Origin of the sequence: Chthonomonas sp. (genome assembly GCF_035294505.1) — a bacterium.
In the GTDB taxonomy this organism is placed as follows: Bacteria; Armatimonadota; Chthonomonadetes; order Chthonomonadales; family Chthonomonadaceae; genus Chthonomonas.
Window position 1 is genome coordinate 15,162 of sequence record NZ_DATGKU010000210.1, and the last position, 17,984, is coordinate 33,145.

The following is a 17,984-nucleotide window of genomic DNA, read 5'->3' on the forward strand; positions in this document are numbered from 1 at the left end:
TCCATGGGTCGCAGAGCCCATGGACAGATGTTTTTGTATAAGGATTTGCGCCAATGCCCGAAGTGCGTTTGGCCTGCTATGCCATGGCCACGCGGTTTGAACTGATTTTGGTGGGAGAGGACGCAGTCTATCTGAGGGCTGCCGGAGAGGAGGCCCTCCGAGAGATCGTACGCATCGAGGGGCTTTTAAGCATTTACCGCCCCACCAGCGAGCTGGCACGTATCAACCGGATGGCGGCGGAGCGTGCGGTCTACGTGGTGCCGGAGGTGTTTGCCCTCCTCAAGGCTGCGAAGCGGTTGTCTCTACTTACCGACGGCGCTTTTGACATGACCGTAGGGCCGCTCGTGCGGTTATGGCGCGCGTGTGGAGAGACAAACCGCGAGCCTTCCGCGGCGGAGCTTGAGGCAGCCCGAGCGGTTGTGGGGATGCAACTGGTGGAGTTGAACGAGGAGGCGAGCACGGTACGCTTTCTTCGGCCTGGAGTCTCGCTGGACCCCGGCGCCATTGGCAAGGGCTATGCCGTAGATGTCGCTATGCGGTGCTTGAGGGAAAACGGAATCATTAGCGCGCTTCTGCATGGCGGCTCAAGCACGGTGTATGCGTTAGGGACCCCGGAGGGAGAGAGGGGGTGGCGCGTCGCCCTGCGAGACCCTAATGGCTCTGAACAGGAAGTGGTGGCTGTGGCGGAGTTAAGGGACGCTGCCTTATCGGTGTCGGCGCCACACGGCAGGTGGTTCGAGGTAAACGGCAGGCGCTATGGGCATGTAATTGAGCCGAGCACCGGATGGCCTATCGAGAGGGTGCAGTTGGCGGCGACCGTCACCGAGTGTGCGATGGAGGGAGATGCGCTCTCTACGGCCTTGCTTGTTTTGGGCAGCGCCGTACCTGCCCGCCTTCAAGAGCCTCTAGCCGTTCATTCCGCGTTGCTGATCGAGTTGCAAGAAGCGCAAAGACAAATCTACCTGTTTGGGAATCATTTCTCCGAAACGCGAACAGATGTTCCTGTTGTAAGAAAGCCTCTATTCTCTTAGAGAGACCTTCGCTTTGCTTGGGCACACCGAAGAGAGTGCTCGAATTCGCAGGAGGCGAGCATCGTGTTAAGCCGTTGAAAAAGTGCCAGGGGCGCATCACTTCTTTTGTCGGAAAGCGGTGCTGCAGTGATGAGGTCGAACTCGGCGGGCCAAAGGCCGTCATCTCCTTGCATCGTCACCAGAATATGCGAAACATGCAGCACCTTCTGCAGGGGGGTATAGTCCGCTTCAGAGGTTAAGTCGAGGAGAGCCTGGAGAAGAGCAATGAGCCGTTCCATGGTCATCACCCGTTGATCGGGCGCCTCAAGAGGAAAGCTATTGCAAAACCACTCTGGAGGCGCCCAAGAAACGATCTCGGCAGAAGAACCGATTTTCTTCATTCCGGCATGTACGGCTCTATTGCCCTGGATTAGGGTTCGGGTTGTATTCTGCGTTCGGGTTTGCCGAGCCTTGCGGGCCGGTAATCGCGATGTGCTTGGCGATCTCGGCTTTTGTGGCCGCATATTCGGCATCTTTGCCTATGTCCTTGCGTTTATCCCAATCACCACGATAGAAGCCATCCCACCAGTTCTCTTTTGGCGGTTTATAGTCGCGGTCTTCTTGGAACGTGTAGACGACGATAGCATGGTTTGGAAGAACGGGGCAGTGGTATTCGCAAAGGCCGCAGCCGGTGCAAAGCTTTTCATCTACGGTGGGCACGCGCTTGTAGCGGCCACGGTTATCCGGTTTTCCGTCGGGTCCCACATGGTCAATAGGCAAGGAGGGATCGCGTGGCAAGGTATCGTCCCAAGTATCACGGAAGACGACGGCAGAGTATGGGCAGACTTCGGCGCAGACAATGCAGTCTCGTCCCCCGTTCCATGCAACGCAGGTGGAGTGGTCTACGTTGGCCAGGCCCATTTTGATCTTATACCGCTTGTCCTGCCATGTAAAGGGGCGAATCGCCCCGGTGGGGCACACATCGCCACAGGCAGTACACTTCTCCGCGCAAGGCCCGATGCTCGGCACAAGGATGGGGGTCCATAGACCCTCAAGCCCCGTATCGAAAGTCGCCGGTTGCAGGGCGTTGGTGGGGCATACGCGCATACATTCCGCGCAGCGCGTACAGGCAGCAAGGAACTCGCTTTCAGGCAAGGCTCCTGGTGGGCGCATCGCCTTGTTGTTGCGATTATAGCGCCGCATCACACCTTGATATTCGCTTGCATTGGCCTTAACGGCGCTGCCCCATAGGATTCCTGCGGCGATAGCAGCGATGACGCCTCGACGCCCAAGGTCTATTTCGGTCTGCGGTTCGGGACGAGGTGCGGTGCCCTTTGGGGCGAGGTGGAGGGCTTCTTTAATGGAGGCCGGCACTTTCGCTTGAATCTGGATGACATCGGTGGGGCAGATCGTTTCACAGCGGAAGCATTGAATGCATTCGCTGATGCTATGCATTACCGGCCCCTTAGCGTTCTTGTCGAGGTTCTCATAGGAACCCATGCGGGACTGAATTTCACACTTTTTGCAGTGAATGCATCCGTCCATCTTAATATAGTGCCGCAGCCACGAGATGCGGGAGATGAGGGCTAGGAGGCCGCCATAGGGGCAGAGGTTACGGCACCAGAAACGCTCTTGGTAGCCAGAAAGGGCGATGATGCCGATAAACATTAGCATCACGGGCACCACGTTGTAGTAGTGCATGGTGGGGAGGCGCCACAGGTCGGTGTTGATGCCTAGATTATAGAGAACGGACCCCACATGGAGCGCGTCGGCGGCGCTGAGGATGCCGTTCCAGATATAGGCAACCGGTGGGTAGACACAGAAGGTAAAGGTGCGGGTGATAAGGGAGATTGGGTCGCCAAAGGCAAGAATGTCAATACCGAAGACCACCGCTCCGAGGCCAACCAGCAGGTAGATATATTTCCAGTTACGGAAGCGGCGTGTATCGCTGCGTTTTTTGCTGTAGAAGAGGCGCCCTTTACGATAGAGCAGTCGGTCGGCAATATCTATGCTGGTGCCTAGCGGGCATATCCACCCACAGAAGATGCGTCCACCCCAAAGGGTAAGCAGGAGAATGAACAGACCAGGCCCGATGGCGTAGATAGGGATGGTATGGGATGCCAAGCTGTTTTTGAGGGTGTTGAGGAAATCCATCAGCATAAAGATGTTTTTATTGATCCCCCATTTCCCTTCGCTGCCTTGGGTGGTCATGAAGAAGAAAAGCACGAAGAGCAGGAACGTTGTAATTTGGACGGCGCGGCGTATAAACACGATGCGATGGGCCGCTTTATTGCCCGGCTCCTGGCGCATCTTGCGCTTCTGCTCGGCGGTAAAGCGAGCATAGGCAGCTTCGGTATTGCGCTGCACCACGGTGCCTTGGGGAACCGTTTCTTTAGGTTCGGCGACCTTTTGGGCGGTGCTTTCGCGTTTGCGAAGGCCGATGTCTATGCCGCGAATGAGGTTGCCGGCAGCCCGCTGCCCGCCGCAGCCACAGCTGCCGCAACTACAACCACCTATTTTAGGAAACTCCTGAGGTATGTCGGCCATTTCCCTTCTCTCCTGCGAAACACGAAGGTTTAGGCGCCTTGGGCGCCGGCGATCTCGCGAATGTTCAATTGGCTGGTATCGATCTGACCGAGGCCTAAGCTATTGGCGATGATCAGGTGCGGCACCATATCGGGCGTCACTCCCTTTACGGTGAGGAACCGCGTGCAGTAAGAGTCAAGCGCAACCGGATCGAAGCCGGCCACGACGGTATTCGGTTGTGTGGTTTCGCCGGGGCCTTTAGGGCCTCTTGTTTGCAGAACGCGCGTAGCATCGGTTACCACGAGCGTGGGGCGCAGGAAGCAGTTCAGCTCTGCGATGCAGTTATGAAGGCCGTAGCGATGGTAGTCTTTGCGGTTCCAGATACAACCCATGAGCTTCTTCATGGCGATGGTGATGACGGCCGCCTCATGGTCTTTCACGACCGGATTAACGATGAAGCAATCGGCCTCGATGATGTCGCGCGGGATCCGTTGGAGGATACGGTCAAAGTGATGAAGAGGATCGTAGTCGGCTCCATCTGTGGTATGGGTGGGGACGGCAGAGGAGATATCTACCTCGCGGTACATCGTTGGTTGATCGGGCGAGAGTAGGGTCGCTTTCGTGCCTTTTACCGCATCTTCTGCACCGCAGATTTTGAAAGCAAGTTTCCAGTCATCCAAAGAGTAGTCTATGAGCGTGATACGGGAGGCTCCGGCGCGTTCACAAAGCTGTACGAGGCGACGGATGACATCGGGATGGGTGGTTGCGGCCTGATCGGGGGTTCGCATCCAACCCATATTGGGACTGATGACCACTTTATCGCCTTTTTTAACGAACTGTTCGATCCCGCCAAGCTCATTGATGGCGCGCTCGGTGATATCCCCGTAGGATTTGGGGTCGCCCTCCACGGCGACGATATCAGGGGTTGTGGGAGAGGGTTTTTTGGGGGGGCGCAGTTTAGCGAGTTTAGCGAAGCGCTCCTCCTGGAAGAAAGTTAGGCTATAAAGCCCACCGAGGAAAGCCGTTCCACCGGCGATCTCCAGAAGTTTGCGACGAGATAGTTTCTTTGCATCATCTGCCGACATGTTCAATACCTCCCTTAGGAAGCTTAGGGTACTTTGGCTACGGCTTCACGCACCAGTTTTAGGGCGATGGTAGGATTAACCGCTTTATCTATTCCTACGACATAACGCCCTTTATGGGTCACGACGACATAGCCGCTGAATCGCGTTTTTACGGAAAAGGCGCCTTGTCCCAACCCTTTCAGCAGCGTCACTTTTGCACCTGTGGCGATCATAAGCGGCTTATCGAGGGCCGACATATACTGATTATAGGCTTGTTGAGCCGCTGCAGGAGAGGGATAGGCGCAGATAAAAAGCTCGGCATAGCGGCCTGCGACCGTATAGTTGGCGGAGACGCCGTTTTGAAGAAAGCGCTGACCGGCGATATCGCGTCTCTGATATTTCTGGCTAAAGGGCACATAGCCTGCCGGCAGCATGCGGAGCATTTCGGGCATCTGCGTGGTGCCGGAAAGCTTCGCGGCCACGGCGCGCGCAATGGCTATTTGGGCTGTACGGAAGGAGGCCGGTGCATTGGAAGCGGCAATATTGACGTTTACGTAGTAAGGGCCTTTCCAAAAGGAGAGACCCCCGCCGAGAAGATATCCTTGCGCTCCAATGGGGACGAACCGCACCATTTTGGCGGAGGGACTAAGTTGGTAACTATAGTAGCCGAATGCATCGAGTGGACTACCCATTTGGTAGATATCCACCGTAATGACCTGCGATCCCTTGCCACCTGGGGCGTAGATAGCATAGTAACACTGCCGGAAGAGATAGCGTTTGACCGATTGGGCTTGTCCGTCAATATGGTCTTCCAGAGTGTTCGGCGTAAAAATCTGAACGGGTCTGGTGAGGCGGAAACCGGCAATGGCCTGCGGAATGGCCGAGCGCACATCCGCATGGGCCTCGAAGGAAGCCAAGCCCACGGTAATAAGTGCCATCGTGCTGGCCACACCCATCTGTTTTTGAAGCCACCTCAAGCCAGGCGCAGCGTGCATGAACTCTTACTCCTCTTTGATATGGGCGCAGTTTCGAACTGTCTGCGCTTTGTTGTAGTATACCGCCTATTGTCTTAGGACGCTCTATTGGGGCGAGAAGTTACATAAATTCTACGAAATCTCCATCTTGGTTGGCTCCTCAGGAGGGGGTGGCGTTTCCGTCCACTCCTTGAGACTGCGCGTTTTTTTCACGATGACGGCCTCCGTGGGAGCGGGAGAAGATTGGGGAAGAACGGTTTGCTTTGGTTCGTCATCTCGGCCTATTAGGCTGGCGATGAGGGCGGCAATACCTGTAACGATGAGCATGAGGGAGCGCATCTCATGAGACCACAAGTAGGTACGCACGCCCATGCCGGTGAAGTAGAGGCCGACGGCTGCAAAGTAGCTTCGACGTGCCCATGCAGTATTCGGGCGAAAGGCTTCGAGTAGGGCAGCGACGAGAGCCAGAACCATAACGAGTTCAAGCATAAGAGCGCGAACTGTGAGAACCCATTCGAAGTTGAGGCCTGGCGGCAAAGGACGGGCGATACGGTAGGTATTGTAGCTTAGAAAGGCGATGGCATAGCAGAAGGTGATGATCAGGATCCGCCTAAGTGCGGCGATAAGAAGCGCACTGAGGATAAGCACGAGCACAATGGGCAGAAGCGTGGCATGCGTGCGGCTCCATGTGATAAGCAGTATCTGGTGCGAAACCGCCCACCCTGCCAACAGAGCCGGAAAAATAGAAAGAGCCACCTTGCTTAAGAGTATTCGCATCGTTGACCCTCCACCCCTATTTTCGGAGGTTGCCTACTCCTGCCTTTATTTTATCACAACTTTTACCGTAATGCCATCGCATCTTTTACCGGCCTGAGGAGATGATGCCAAAAAAAGTTTGGCGGCGGGCAGGATTTCGGCGTTGAATGAAGTATATTAAAAAGCGGCTAACCAAACGTTCGTTCAAACGCGAGCTGAAAAGGAATTCCTCCTTGGCATGGTGAACTTTCCTCATCATAAAATACCTGCTAGGAGGAATATGTGGAGACTATAAAGCCCCAAGTGGCCGTACAGCTTATTGTCTTCGGCGCGAAAGCGCGAGACGACATCGAGGGAACGCTTAGAGAAGTGGCTGCTGCCGGCTACGGCGCATTCGAGGGAGGCCATCTTTTTGCCATGTACGGTGAGGCACGCATACGAAGCCTGCTCGAAGCCTTGCACCTCAGCGTGTCGGGCGCGCATTTCGGCTATGGCGAGTATGCTGACGATGCCAAACTTGAAGGTATTATTTCCTACGCCAAAGCGCTCGGCATCGAAAACGTGATGTGCTCCGGTGTGGCCGCCGGCACCGTAGAGGGCTATTTCGCCTCGGCTCGGCGCTTTAATGAGGTGGGACGCCGTTTGGCAGACCAGGGGATCGCTTTCAACTACCATAACCATGATTGGGAGTTCAAAGACCTCGGTGGGGGCACTACGGGGATGCAGATACTCGCACAAGAGACCGATCCCCAACACGTTCGTTTTAATCTCGATGTCTTCTGGCTCTACTATGCCGGCCAGAACCCCGCGGCGTTCATCCGTGCGCATGCCCAACGTGCCTGCTATTTCCATTTTAAGGATGGGCGACGCCTTGTTGGCGCCGACGGAAAGACCACACCGGAGTTTTTAGAGCTTGGAAGAGGAGAGGTTCCTCTCGAAGAGGCGTACGCAGCCGCCCAAGAGGTGGGTGCGCGCTGGATCGTCGTGGAGCAGGATCGATCGCAACTCCCTCCGTTAGAGGCGATCACGATCAGTCGAAACTATCTGCGAGAGCACTTCGGAATCTGAAGTCATCTTCGCGCGCGTTCTATGGGCGAACGTCAGTTTAATTCATATAGCGGACCAAGGAGGTTTTCATGTCGAAAACAATGCGGTTTTTCGTCCGGTGGACGTCCGTTTTTCTCGTGTTGCCCTTGTTATGCTTCACGGGATGCGGAACCAACGGCCCTAAATACATGCTGATCACCAACGGCGTCTCCCCTTTCTGGGATGCGATGGTTAAGGGGATGCAGGAGGAAGCGAAGCAGCTGCATGTAAATGCGGACTGGCGGGGGCCCAACCCGTCGGAAAACACGGTTCAAATTCAGATGTTTAACGATGCTTTGGCCGCGCATGTGGATGGAATCGGGCTTTCCGCTATAGACCCCAACGGGATTACGCCCACCATCAACAAAGCGGTGGATTCCGGGTTGCCCGTCATCTGCTTCGACTCGGACGCACCCAACAGCAAACGGCTTGCTTACTTGGGGACGAACAACTACGAGGCAGGTTACATCGCCGGCAAGGCCGCCCTCAAGCTTTTCCCGCACGGAGGCAAATTGGTCGCCTTTGTGGGCACCATGAGCCAAGACAACGCCCGCCAGCGCTATAACGGTTTTCTCGATGCCATTAAGGGAAGCAATGTGCAGTTCATCGCGCCCCCCTATCAGGATAATCAGGACAAAGGAATGGCACGTTCCAACGTGCAGGACGCGATCACCCGTTATATGAGCAAGGGACTCAATGGGTTGGTGGGGCTTTACTCCTACAACGGGCCTGCCATCATCGCGGCCCTGCAGGCGCAGAATTTGCGCAGTAAGTTCAAGGTGATCTGCTTCGATGGAGACCCGGCCACCTTGAAGGGGCTGGAGCAGGGCATGGTAGACCTCACCGTGGTGCAAAAACCGTTTCAGTTTGGGCGTCTCTCCATTGAACTGCTGAACCTGCTGCATCAGAACCACAACAACGTGGACGCCGCTCTGCAACAGATGATGCCCGAATTGAAGAGTTTGGACATGAAAGTGGATATGCAAAAGCATACTATTGATACCGGCGTTACCGTGGTAACTCCGGCAAATGCAGAGGCCTTTATCAACGATCTGCACGCCCACGGGCTTTCATCAACTTAGGGGTGGGGATACCTTATGGAGACGACCGAAGCATCGCGTTTACGCGAGCCTCTTTTTAACTGGCGCCGCCTCTTGCTGGCACGCGAGAGCAGTGTAGTTATTGTGTTAGTGCTGTTGTGTCTCGCGCTCATCTTCTCTCCTGCGCGCGATACCTTCTACAGTCGCCAAAACATTCAAAACATGCTGCTGCAGATCGCGCTGCTGGCGATCTTTTCTATTGGCGAGACGCTGGTCATCATTACGGCGGGCATAGACCTCTCGTTAGGCTCTCTCATCGCTTTTAGCGGTATGGTGTTGGCGATGACGGCAACGCACTTGCCACCCACCATTGCTGTGCCAACGGCGATTGTGGTAGCGCTTGCCGTTTCCCTGCTGATAGGGGCGGTTCACGCTTTGCTGATAGGAAAATTGCGTTTGCCGGCCTTTGTGGTGACTCTGGCCTCTCTCACGATATTGAGGAGCCAGGCGCAATTGATGAACGGGCAACTACCGGTTCCCATCTCAAAGTATCCGTTTCTTATCAACTTGGCGAACGGGCAGCTGTTTAAGGGCACCTTCTTTGCCGTGCCGATCCCAGCAGTACTCCTGCTGATCATCGCCATTGCGGCGCATTTCATTCTCACCCGCACCCGCATCGGGCGCTATATCTACAGCCTTGGGGGTAACGAGCAGGCCACAAGGCTCTCCGGGGTGAATGTTCTTGGAGTGCTCCTCTTTGCCTACTGCGCCAGCGCTTTTTTGGGAGGTGTGGCCGGCATCCTCTACGCGGGCTATGGGCAGCAGGGCGACCCTCAAAACGGACTTGGATACGAGCTTAACGCGGTGGCTGCCGCCGTTATTGGCGGGGCGAACCTTATGGGGGGAGAAGGGAGTGTGGTAGGAACGGTGCTTGGAGCCTGCCTTCTGCAGATGATCCTAAGCGCCATCAACCTTACGATTAACAACCCTACCCTGTGGCAGGGGACGGTGGTGGGCGGCGTGTTGTTGGTTGCCGTGCTCGTTACGGCCATTCAGCAGCGCAAGAACCGCCCCTAAACAGGCCATGGGGCGGGGAGAGGAGAGACCTTTCGCCCCATGGTATTCTTGCTCTACAGCGCAGCGATAATGGCGTCGGTAATCTGATCGGTGGTAGCCTCGCCGCCCATATCGCGCGTTCGCACTTTCCCTTCCGCCATCACTTTCATAACGGCGTTTTCGATGCGGTTGGCGGCCTCCTGTTCCCCTAGATGACGCAGCATCATCACCGCAGAAAGGATAAGGGCGATCGGGTTGGCAATGCGGCGGCCGGCGATGTCGGGTGCGGAGCCGTGCACGGCCTCGAACAGCGCGATGCCGCCCTCGCCGATATTGGCCGAGCCGGCAAAACCAAGGCCGCCGATCAGCCCGGAGGCGAGATCGGAGAGGATATCCCCATAGAGATTTTCCATGACCATCACGTCGAAACGCTCCGGACGCATCACCATGTTCATGCAGGTTGCGTCTACGATCATCTCCTCATATTCGATTTCAGGAAACTCGCGTGAGATACGCCGGAGACATTCAAGGAAAAGGCCATCGGCGAGTTTCATGATATTCGCTTTATGAACCGCAGTAACCTTTCGGCGACCGTGGCTTTTAGCATACTCGAAAGCATAGCGCCCAATCCGTAGGCTGGCCGCCTCGGTGATGATCTTAAGGCTCTCGACCACGCCGGGCACCACGATGTGTTCGAGGCCAGAGTAGAGGTCTTCGCTATTTTCTCGGATGATCACGAGGTCTACATGCTCGTAGCGCGACGGGACGCCGGGAATGGTGCGGGCCGGCCGCACATTGGCGTAGAGATTGAGCCGCTTGCGCAGAGTGACATTGGCGCTGGGGAAGCCCACGCCTACGGGCGTAGTGATAGGCCCTTTGAGGGCGACTCGGTTCTTGAGTATGGAGTGAATGACCTCATCGGGGACCGGTGTGCCATATTTCGCGACCACCTCGGCGCCGGCCTCCATGCGTTCCCATTCGCACTCCACTCCGGCAGCCTCCACCACGCGGACGGCGGCCTCGGTAACTTCGGGGCCAATGCCATCGCCGGGGATAAGGGTTATAGTATGTTTCACCCGCTTTTCTCCTCTCGAAAAGCTCTTCTATTAACTTTACTCTATTTTCGGCTCGCGGCATAAGGTTCCGCGCGGCAAGATTCCGGCAAAAGTGGGTAGAATGGATAGAGACCGTAGGAAAAGGAAAGATGAAGGCTCGTCAACGTTCTAAGGAGCTTTATGAGCGCGCGGTAAAGGTTATTCCCGGCGGTGTAAACTCGCCGGTACGCGCTTTCAAGGCGGTGGGAGGCGACCCTGTTTTTATTCAACGCGGCGAGGGCGCCTACCTCTACGATGTGGATGGCAATCGCTATCTCGACTGTGTTGGCTCGTGGGGGCCGCTACTCTTAGGGCACGCTTATCCCGATATCTTGAGCGCTATTAGTGCGCAGTTGCCGTACGGCACCACATTTGGCGCTCCGACCGAGTTGGAGGTTCAGTTTGCCGAGGCGTTGTGCGAGGCCGTGCCGTCCCTGCAGAAGGTAAGGCTTGTTTCTTCGGGCACAGAGGCCACGATGAGTGCCATTCGCGTTGCAAGGGGCTACACAGGACGCGATGTTATCGTGAAGTTCGAGGGGTGTTATCACGGTCACGCCGATTTTTTGTTGGCCAAGGCCGGTTCCGGGGTGGCAACGTTGGGCTTGCCGGAGTGTGCTGGAGTGCCCGCAAGCATTACGGCCAACACACTAACCCTTCCTTATAACGACATCCAGGCTTTACATACCGCCTTTAAGGAGTACGGCTCTGCCATTGCGGGGGTGATCGTGGAGCCGGTCGTTGGAAACATGGGGTGTGTGCCGCCCACACCAGGTTTTTTAGAGGCCCTACGGGAAGTCACCCAACGATATGGGGCGCTCCTGCTCTTCGATGAGGTGATGACCGGGTTTCGACTCGCCTATGGCGGTGCGCAGGAGCGATTCGGCATTCTGCCCGACCTCACGATGCTGGGCAAAATCGCCGGTGGGGGCCTGCCATTAGGGGCTTTTGGAGGCCGCGCCGACATCATGGATGTGGTTGCACCGGTAGGGCCGGTCTACCAGGCCGGTACTCTTTCGGGAAACCCTGTGGCCGTGGCGGCGGGTTTGGCTATGGTTCAAACGCTAAAAGCGCGACGCCATGTGCTCTACGAGCGGCTCGACGCAATGGGGAGTCAGTTGGCAGATGCGCTCCGTTACGCTGCTGAGGAGGCGGGGGTGCCTGTTGTCGTTAACCAGATAGGAAGCATGATCACCGTTTTCTTTACAGACCTACCGGCGGTAAGCAACTATGCGCAGGCCAAAACCTCCAATATACAACGCTTCGCCCGGTGGTTTCGTACGCTTCTGGAGGAGGGTGTCTATTGGCCGCCCTCTCAATTCGAATCGGCCTTTCTCTCGGATGCCATGAGCGAGGAAGATATTTATCGGCTTATTGAGGCCGCTCGGGTGGGGTTTCAGAAAGCAAGAGAGGTTGCGTAATGGCGAAGGGACGCAGAAGATACCGCCCAACAGGCGTGGAGTTGCTGGCACGCATCTTGTTTAACATGCCGATCGTTTTTGGAATAGAGTGGCTGCTGCTTACCCTGCTTCAGGTTCGCTCCTTCTTCCCGCCTGGCAGTGATGGCCTTTTGGCACGGCTTTGGATGGCCGCCGAGTTGACCCCTCCCATGGCCGGTGGGTTTGGTCTTTTTTGGTATTGGCTTGTGCGCATAGGGCGTGCCCGTAAGGGGCTGTGGGGAGCGGCCGCGCTTTACAGCCCTTTGATAAGCGTTCCCTCCGTTGTTGTTGCCGGTGCCCTGGGCGGTTGTTTGATGGGGGTGCCGTTTTGGGGTATGTTGCTGGCTCTTGCTGCGCTCGTGCTCAATCCGCCATTGCTCTTTGCCCAGCTTTTTGCAGGCATCTCAATCGGTCTATGGATGGGATATTTGGCAGACGGCTGGATTTATGAAAACCGTTCTGCTTCTGATGAGAGTTCTTCAAAAGACGACGAATAGACGTGCCCATGCAGATTCTCGGTGTAGACACGGGCGGCACCTTCACCGATTTTGTGGTGCTTGATGCAGAGCGTCTTCATGTTCTCAAGGTTCCTTCTACACCGGATGATCCCTCGCGCAGCCTGCTGACCGGTTTGGCGCGATTGCAGTCTGAGGGCATTCTGCAGGTAGGTTTTTCTATGGTGCACGGAACCACGGTGGCCACGAACGCCCTCTTGGAACGGCGTGGGGCCTCTACGGCGCTCATCACCACGAAGGGGTTTCGCGATGTGTTGGCCATAGGCCGGCAGGCACGGCAACAGCTCTATTCCCTTGCGCCAAGCCCGCGTCCATGTCTGTTAAGCCAAGAGAGACGCTTGGAGGTCAACGAACGCCTCGATGCCGCAGGCAATATCCTTATCCCTTTACAAGAGGCGGAAGTAGAGGGCTTGCTGGAGCATTTGCAAGCGGAGCAGGTGGAAGCGATCGCCGTCTGCTTGCTCTTTTCCTACCTGAATCCTGCCCACGAACGCCGCATTGGGGAGCTAGCGCGGAGCAGGGGTTTTTGGGTTTCGCTCTCACACGAGATAGCACCGGAGATGCGGGAGTATGAGCGCACCTCCACAACCGTTGTGAATGCCTATGTGGGGCCGATTATGGAGCGGTATCTGCGACGGCTATCCGAGCAGATAGGTGTGTATGGCTGCCGTAGCTTGCGCGTGATGCAGTCGGATGGAGGGTCACTCTCGGCGCCGGAAGCGGGGCAGAAAGCGGTGCGAACGGGACTTTCTGGCCCTGCCGGGGGCGTGATTGCAGCCGCGAAACTGGGAAAGCTTTTGGGTTATACGAACCTCATCTCCTTCGATATGGGGGGAACCAGCACAGACACGGCTTTGATAGAGAACGGCGCTTGGTTTACGCAAACGGAGGGGGAGATCGCGGGGTTACCCGTGCGCATTCCCATGTTAGCGATTCACACGGTGGGTGCCGGAGGGGGTTCGATTGTGCACCTAGATGCTGCAGGGGCGTTGCGGGTGGGGCCGCGCAGTGCCGGCGCCTACCCGGGGCCGGTGGCGTATGGTGTGGGGGATGAGCTTACGATAACGGATGCCCATGTACTGTTGGGGCGTCTACCGGCTGAGGTGCGTCTTGGCGGGGCCTTAAGGCTAGATCGAGGGCGGGTGGAGACTGAGTTCGGGAAGTTGGCTAAGCGGCTTGGGTTGGCGCCGGAAGCGGTTGCAGCCGGGGCGATCGCTGTGGTCAACATGGCGATGGAGCGTGCTTTGCGCCGTATTTCGGTGGAGCAGGGACGCGATCCGGCGCAGTTCACCTTACTCTGTTTTGGGGGAGCCGGCGGACTTCACGCTTGCGAGTTGGCGGAGGCTCTGGGCATTCCCCAGGTGCTTGTCCCTCCGTGCCCCGGCGCGTTCTCGGCGCTTGGGTTGGCTCTGGCCGATATTCGTCGCGAGTATGTTCATGCGCTGCCACTCGGCCAAGGATTGTCCACGTGGAATGCAGTCCATGAGGGCTTTCGCAACTTGTATCGGATGGCAGCGGAGGAGATGCGTCGGGAGGGATTGGCACGTGGGGATTGGGAGGCGAAGCCTTTTTTAGAGATGCGCTACCGAGGGCAGGGGCATTCGTTGCGCCTGCCAAAACCTACGCGCGGCGGGCTGTCGGCCGCAATGAAGGCGTTTCACGAAGCGCATGAGGAACAGTACGGTTATGCAGCCTTGGAGGAGCCGATTGAGATAGTGGGGTTAAGGCTGGTGGCGACGGCGGCGCTGGCACCACCCCAGTTTCCTCTTGTGCCTCAAACAGGTATAGCCAGTTCATTGCCATCATCGGTGCCTGTCTATGAAAACGGGAGGTGGATTTCCGTCCCCCTTTACGACCGGTTCGAGTTGCCGCGAGGGCCGAGCGGGTTGGCCGGCCCTTGCATCCTAACCCAAACCGATGCGACGATCTATGTTCCCACGGGCTGGCGCTGTCATCAGCAGGCCTTTAGTTGCCTGTTACTCAGAAAACAGAATACATAGTTCTACATAAATAGGGTATAATAGGGCTTGAGCGGGTATAATAAGTACCTGTACCTCTAAAAAGCAAAGGGGTTTGGAGACAACTTTGGCGGACGATAAACTACCTACAGAAGGACAAAACGGAGCTGAGCCGAGGCTGATCGAGGTAGACATAGAGCAGGAGCTGCGGCGCTCCTACTTAGGCTATGCCATCTCGACTTTGGTATCAAGGGCCTTACCGGATGCTCGAGACGGTTTTAAGCCGGTGCAACGCCGCATTCTTTATGCGATGCGTGAGCTTGGGATAGGCCCGGGTTCCGCGCGGGTGAAGTCGGCCAAGGTGGTGGGCGAATGCATGGGAAACTACCATCCACATGGCGACGCGGCCATCTACGCTACGCTTGTTCGCATGGCGCAAGATTTTAGCTATCGCTACCCCCTAATCGATCCGCAGGGGAATTTTGGCTCTATTGACGGCGATCCTCCCGCCGCGATGCGTTATACCGAGTGCCGCCTCACTCCACTGGCCGTGGAGATGATGGAGGACATCGATCGTGACACCGTGGATTTCATGCCCAATTACGATCAGTCAAGGCAAGAGCCTACTGTCTTTCCGGCCAAGTTTCCGAACCTGCTTTGCAACGGTGCGGAGGGCATTGCGGTTGGGATGTCCACCAGCATCCCCCCGCACAATCTTCGGGAGGTTGTTGAGGCCTCTATCTACATGCTCGATCATCCCGATGCCACGCCAGACGACCTTTTGCGCTTCATTCCCGGCCCCGATTTTCCCACCGGAGCGCTCGTTTTGGGCACAAAAGGGGTGCGGGAAGCCTACCGCACCGGCCGTGGACGCATTGTGATGCAGGCAAACCTGCAGATCGAGCCGATGGATGGAGGGCGCAATGCCATTGTTGTCACCGAACTGCCTTATCAGGTGAATAAGGCACGCCTCATCGAACATATCGCGGAGTTGGTGCGACATAAGCGGGTGGAAGGCATCACCGACATCAACGATTTTAGCGATCGCAACGGCATGCGCATCGTTATCGAGTTGCGCCGCGATGTGGTGCCCAACCGCATTGTCAATTTCCTCTTAAAGCACACGGCGCTGCGACAAACTTTTGGGGCCATTATGCTGGCCCTTGTTAACGGACAGCCTCGTATTCTCAATCTTGCCCAGATCATTCGAGCGCATCTGGAACATCGGCGCGAGGTCATCATTCGGCGTACGCGCTATGAGTTGGCGCGTGCACGCCATCAGGCGCATATTCGAGAAGGCCTTCAGATCGCGCTTAACTTTCTCGATGAGATCATCGCTCTCATTCGACGCTCCCAAAGCAGTGAAGAGGCGCGGGCCGAGATGTGCGCCCGCTTCAATCTCACACAGATTCAAGCCGATGCCATTCTCAGCATGCAACTGCGTCAGCTTGCCCGCCTAGAACGCCAGAAGATCGAGGACGAGTATCGTCATCTGCTGCGAGAGATCGCGGGGCTAGAGGATATTTTGGAAACGCCCGCCCGCGTCACCAAGATGATCAAGGACGAGCTGCGCGCCTTGCGCGATAAGTACGGCGATGAGCGGCGCACCCGAATTCTTCAGACCGAAGCGGATGAGATCACCGAAGAAGACCTTATTCCTGAAGAGAAGACGTTGGTGACCATCTCGCGGGATGGCTATATCAAGCGCGTTCCGCTCGATACCTATCGCACACAACGACGTGGTGGAAAGGGAGTGCAGGCCGCGAAGCTTAAAGAGGAAGACCAGATATCGCATCTCTTTGTGGCCACCACCACCCACTATATTCTGTTTTTCACCGATAAGGGGCGGGTCTACCGTTTGAAGGCCTATGAGGTGCCTCAGGTGAGCCGACAAGCGCGTGGGCAGCATATCAACAACTTCATCCAAACGGAGGCCGGCGAACAGATCACGGCGATACTGCCCATTAAAGATATCAACGGGCCAGGCTATCTCCTCATGGTAACTCAGAACGGCGAGGTGAAACGCACCGCCCTGTCGGAGTTTGCGAACCTACGCGCCAACGGCCTGATCTGCTTTGATATCGAGGAGGGAGATAGCCTTAGATGGGTTCGCCATACAAGCGGTAACGACGAGATCATTCTGGTAACGCGTGAAGGGCTTTCCATTCGCTTCCCCGAAACGGATGTGCCGGAGCGTGGGCGTGCTGCAGGGGGTGTGCGTGGCATCGAGTTGCGCGATCCGGCCACCAAAGCATTGCGTGATGTTGTAGTTGCCGTGGCCATCGTGCGGCCGGAGGATCGCGATGCCCAGTTGCTGGTGGCCAGCGAAAATGGCTTTGGAAAACGCACCGACCTCGATTCGTATCGCATTCAGTCGCGAGGGGGACGGGGCATCATCACCATGAACGTTACGCCGCGAACGGGCAAGATCGTAGACGCGGTGATCGTGCGCTCAGAAGATAAGCTCATCTTATTGACGGAAAAAGGAGTCGCGATTCGCATAGACGTGGCCAGTATTCGGCTGGCAGGTCGCAGCACCCAAGGTGTAAAGCTGATCGATCTCGCAGAGGGCGATCGGGTGGCTACCATCGAGCGCCTATTGGAAACGGACTTGGCCGATGAGGTCGAAGGTGAGGAGATCGCCTCGGCCACTGCGGATCAGTAGGGGCCTAACGCTATGTTGAAGCCGTTTCGATTGCACAAACGTACTCTGAGTGGTTCCTGGTAAGAAAGGAACACCCTGATGGAAGGGGGCTTGCCGGAGATGTTTTCCCGGATGCGTGAAGATATACAGACCGTTTTAAGAAAAGACCCCGCGGCGCGTAATGTACTGGATGCCTTGCTTTACCCGGGTTTGCACGCCATTTGGTCGCATCGAATCGCGCATTGGCTATGGACACATCGTTGTTGCTGGTTGGCACGCCTTCTCTCGCAGATAACACGCTTTTTCACCCATATCGAAATCCATCCGGGGGCGAAAATCGGACGTAGGCTGTTTATTGACCACGGTGACGGCGTGGTAATAGGAGAGACGGCGGAGATAGGTGATGACGTTTTGCTCTATCATAATGTGACACTCGGTGGAACGAGCCTGGAACGCAAGAAACGCCATCCGACTCTGGGAAATAACGTGTTGGTGGGTATGGGAGCCGCCATTTTGGGACCGGTGACCATAGGGGACAATTGCCGCATTGGAGCCAACGCGGTTGTCAATAAAGACATTCCACCGAACTGCACGGTGGTAGGCATTCCAGGGCGCATTGTGCGTCGTGATGGCATTCGCGTTAGCGATGCCGAAAGCCCTGTTATGGATAACGTTATTAACCGAGTAGACCCTCAGGATGTGGTTATTCAGGAGTTGCGTAGGCGATTAGAGCTGCTCGAGCAGCATAATGAGAGGCTTGAGGAGCTTATTCTGCGCATGGAAAGGCAACTCTCTGCCGCTAACGTGCCTTACGATGCCCCGCAA

15 protein-coding genes are annotated in these 17,984 nt (G+C 56.3%); 9 read left to right on the plus strand and 6 right to left on the minus strand.

Features of this window, described 5'->3' with window-relative positions; genetic code table 11:
• Nucleotides 1-53: 53 nt before the first annotated feature.
• Nucleotides 54-1,031: an FAD:protein FMN transferase gene (locus VKV18_RS12935; RefSeq protein WP_324204613.1), complete on the plus strand. Its 978-nt coding sequence runs from the start codon at nucleotides 54-56 to the stop codon at nucleotides 1,029-1,031.
• Here VKV18_RS12935 and VKV18_RS12940 read toward each other — a convergent pair.
• The 5 genes from VKV18_RS12940 to VKV18_RS12960 all read right to left on the minus strand — a co-directional run bounded on the left by VKV18_RS12940 (nucleotide 1,028) and on the right by VKV18_RS12960 (nucleotide 6,351).
• Nucleotides 1,028-1,411, minus strand: coding sequence for a hypothetical protein (locus tag VKV18_RS12940; protein WP_324204614.1), 384 nt, complete (start codon nucleotides 1,409-1,411; stop codon nucleotides 1,028-1,030). The two genes, VKV18_RS12935 and VKV18_RS12940, sit on opposite strands and share 4 nt — an antisense overlap.
• 16 nt (nucleotides 1,412-1,427) lie before the next feature.
• A complete protein-coding gene (locus VKV18_RS12945; protein WP_324204615.1) occupies nucleotides 1,428-3,557 on the minus strand; it encodes a 4Fe-4S binding protein in 2,130 nt (709 codons plus the stop codon).
• Nucleotides 3,558-3,586: 29 nt separating this feature from the next.
• The gene (locus tag VKV18_RS12950; protein ID WP_324204616.1) at nucleotides 3,587-4,621 is read right to left on the minus strand and encodes a DUF362 domain-containing protein; all 1,035 of its coding nucleotides are present in this window, start codon (nucleotides 4,619-4,621) and stop codon (nucleotides 3,587-3,589) included.
• A gap of 23 nt (nucleotides 4,622-4,644) precedes the next feature.
• Complete coding sequence (locus VKV18_RS12955) at nucleotides 4,645-5,595, minus strand: DUF6599 family protein (protein WP_324204617.1); 951 nt, start codon at nucleotides 5,593-5,595, stop codon at nucleotides 4,645-4,647.
• Nucleotides 5,596-5,706: 111 nt separating this feature from the next.
• Nucleotides 5,707-6,351 carry a hypothetical protein gene (locus VKV18_RS12960; protein ID WP_324204618.1) on the minus strand — a complete coding sequence of 215 codons (645 nt, stop codon included), beginning with the start codon at nucleotides 6,349-6,351 and terminating at the stop codon, nucleotides 5,707-5,709.
• Between the two features lie 261 nt (nucleotides 6,352-6,612).
• On the opposite strand from VKV18_RS12960, the gene VKV18_RS12965 reads away from it, so the two are divergent.
• The 3 genes from VKV18_RS12965 to VKV18_RS12975 all read left to right on the plus strand — a co-directional run bounded on the left by VKV18_RS12965 (nucleotide 6,613) and on the right by VKV18_RS12975 (nucleotide 9,533).
• Nucleotides 6,613-7,398 (plus strand): sugar phosphate isomerase/epimerase, encoded by a 786-nt coding sequence (locus tag VKV18_RS12965; RefSeq protein ID WP_324204619.1) that lies wholly within the window; start codon nucleotides 6,613-6,615, stop codon nucleotides 7,396-7,398.
• A gap of 68 nt (nucleotides 7,399-7,466) precedes the next feature.
• Entirely contained in the window at nucleotides 7,467-8,498 is a 1,032-nt protein-coding gene (locus VKV18_RS12970) for a sugar-binding protein (RefSeq protein WP_324204620.1), read from the plus strand.
• A gap of 15 nt (nucleotides 8,499-8,513) precedes the next feature.
• Nucleotides 8,514-9,533, plus strand: coding sequence for an ABC transporter permease (locus VKV18_RS12975; protein WP_324204621.1), 1,020 nt, complete (start codon nucleotides 8,514-8,516; stop codon nucleotides 9,531-9,533).
• Between the two features lie 53 nt (nucleotides 9,534-9,586).
• On the opposite strand, the gene VKV18_RS12980 is transcribed toward VKV18_RS12975, so the two are convergent.
• Nucleotides 9,587-10,588, minus strand: coding sequence for an isocitrate dehydrogenase (NAD(+)) (locus tag VKV18_RS12980; RefSeq protein WP_324204622.1), 1,002 nt, complete (start codon nucleotides 10,586-10,588; stop codon nucleotides 9,587-9,589).
• 128 nt (nucleotides 10,589-10,716) lie between these two features.
• Between VKV18_RS12980 and hemL the strand changes: the two genes are divergently transcribed.
• The 5 genes from hemL to epsC form a co-directional block, all read left to right on the plus strand.
• Nucleotides 10,717-12,024 carry a glutamate-1-semialdehyde 2,1-aminomutase gene (hemL, locus tag VKV18_RS12985; protein WP_324204623.1) on the plus strand — a complete coding sequence of 436 codons (1,308 nt, stop codon included), beginning with the start codon at nucleotides 10,717-10,719 and terminating at the stop codon, nucleotides 12,022-12,024.
• Nucleotides 12,024-12,539 carry a hypothetical protein gene (locus tag VKV18_RS12990; RefSeq protein ID WP_324204624.1) on the plus strand — a complete coding sequence of 172 codons (516 nt, stop codon included), beginning with the start codon at nucleotides 12,024-12,026 and terminating at the stop codon, nucleotides 12,537-12,539. Before hemL ends, VKV18_RS12990 begins: the two co-directional genes overlap by 1 nt.
• A gap of 8 nt (nucleotides 12,540-12,547) precedes the next feature.
• Nucleotides 12,548-14,557 (plus strand): hydantoinase/oxoprolinase family protein, encoded by a 2,010-nt coding sequence (locus VKV18_RS12995; RefSeq protein WP_324204625.1) that lies wholly within the window; start codon nucleotides 12,548-12,550, stop codon nucleotides 14,555-14,557.
• Between the two features lie 73 nt (nucleotides 14,558-14,630).
• On the plus strand, nucleotides 14,631-17,180 hold the full coding sequence (gene gyrA, locus VKV18_RS13000; RefSeq protein ID WP_324204626.1) for a DNA gyrase subunit A: 2,550 nt from the start codon (nucleotides 14,631-14,633) through the stop codon (nucleotides 17,178-17,180).
• A gap of 111 nt (nucleotides 17,181-17,291) precedes the next feature.
• The coding region (epsC, locus tag VKV18_RS13005; RefSeq protein WP_414647197.1) for a serine O-acetyltransferase EpsC at nucleotides 17,292-17,984 on the plus strand (693 nt) is incomplete at its 3' end.

Coding starts and splice junctions, on each gene's coding strand:
- VKV18_RS12940 (WP_324204614.1), bottom strand. CDS start 1,411: ATGAAGAAAATCGGTTCTTCTGCCGAGATCGTTTCTTGGGCGCCTCCA.
- VKV18_RS12945 (WP_324204615.1), bottom strand. CDS start 3,557: ATGGCCGACATACCTCAGGAGTTTCCTAAAATAGGTGGTTGTAGTTGC.
- VKV18_RS12960 (WP_324204618.1), bottom strand. CDS start 6,351: ATGCGAATACTCTTAAGCAAGGTGGCTCTTTCTATTTTTCCGGCTCTG.
- VKV18_RS12975 (WP_324204621.1), top strand. CDS start 8,514: ATGGAGACGACCGAAGCATCGCGTTTACGCGAGCCTCTTTTTAACTGG.
- VKV18_RS12955 (WP_324204617.1), bottom strand. CDS start 5,595: ATGCACGCTGCGCCTGGCTTGAGGTGGCTTCAAAAACAGATGGGTGTG.
- VKV18_RS12935 (WP_324204613.1), top strand. CDS start 54: ATGCCCGAAGTGCGTTTGGCCTGCTATGCCATGGCCACGCGGTTTGAA.
- VKV18_RS12995 (WP_324204625.1), top strand. CDS start 12,548: ATGCAGATTCTCGGTGTAGACACGGGCGGCACCTTCACCGATTTTGTG.
- VKV18_RS12990 (WP_324204624.1), top strand. CDS start 12,024: ATGGCGAAGGGACGCAGAAGATACCGCCCAACAGGCGTGGAGTTGCTG.
- hemL (WP_324204623.1), top strand. CDS start 10,717: ATGAAGGCTCGTCAACGTTCTAAGGAGCTTTATGAGCGCGCGGTAAAG.
- VKV18_RS12950 (WP_324204616.1), bottom strand. CDS start 4,621: ATGTCGGCAGATGATGCAAAGAAACTATCTCGTCGCAAACTTCTGGAG.
- VKV18_RS12970 (WP_324204620.1), top strand. CDS start 7,467: ATGTCGAAAACAATGCGGTTTTTCGTCCGGTGGACGTCCGTTTTTCTC.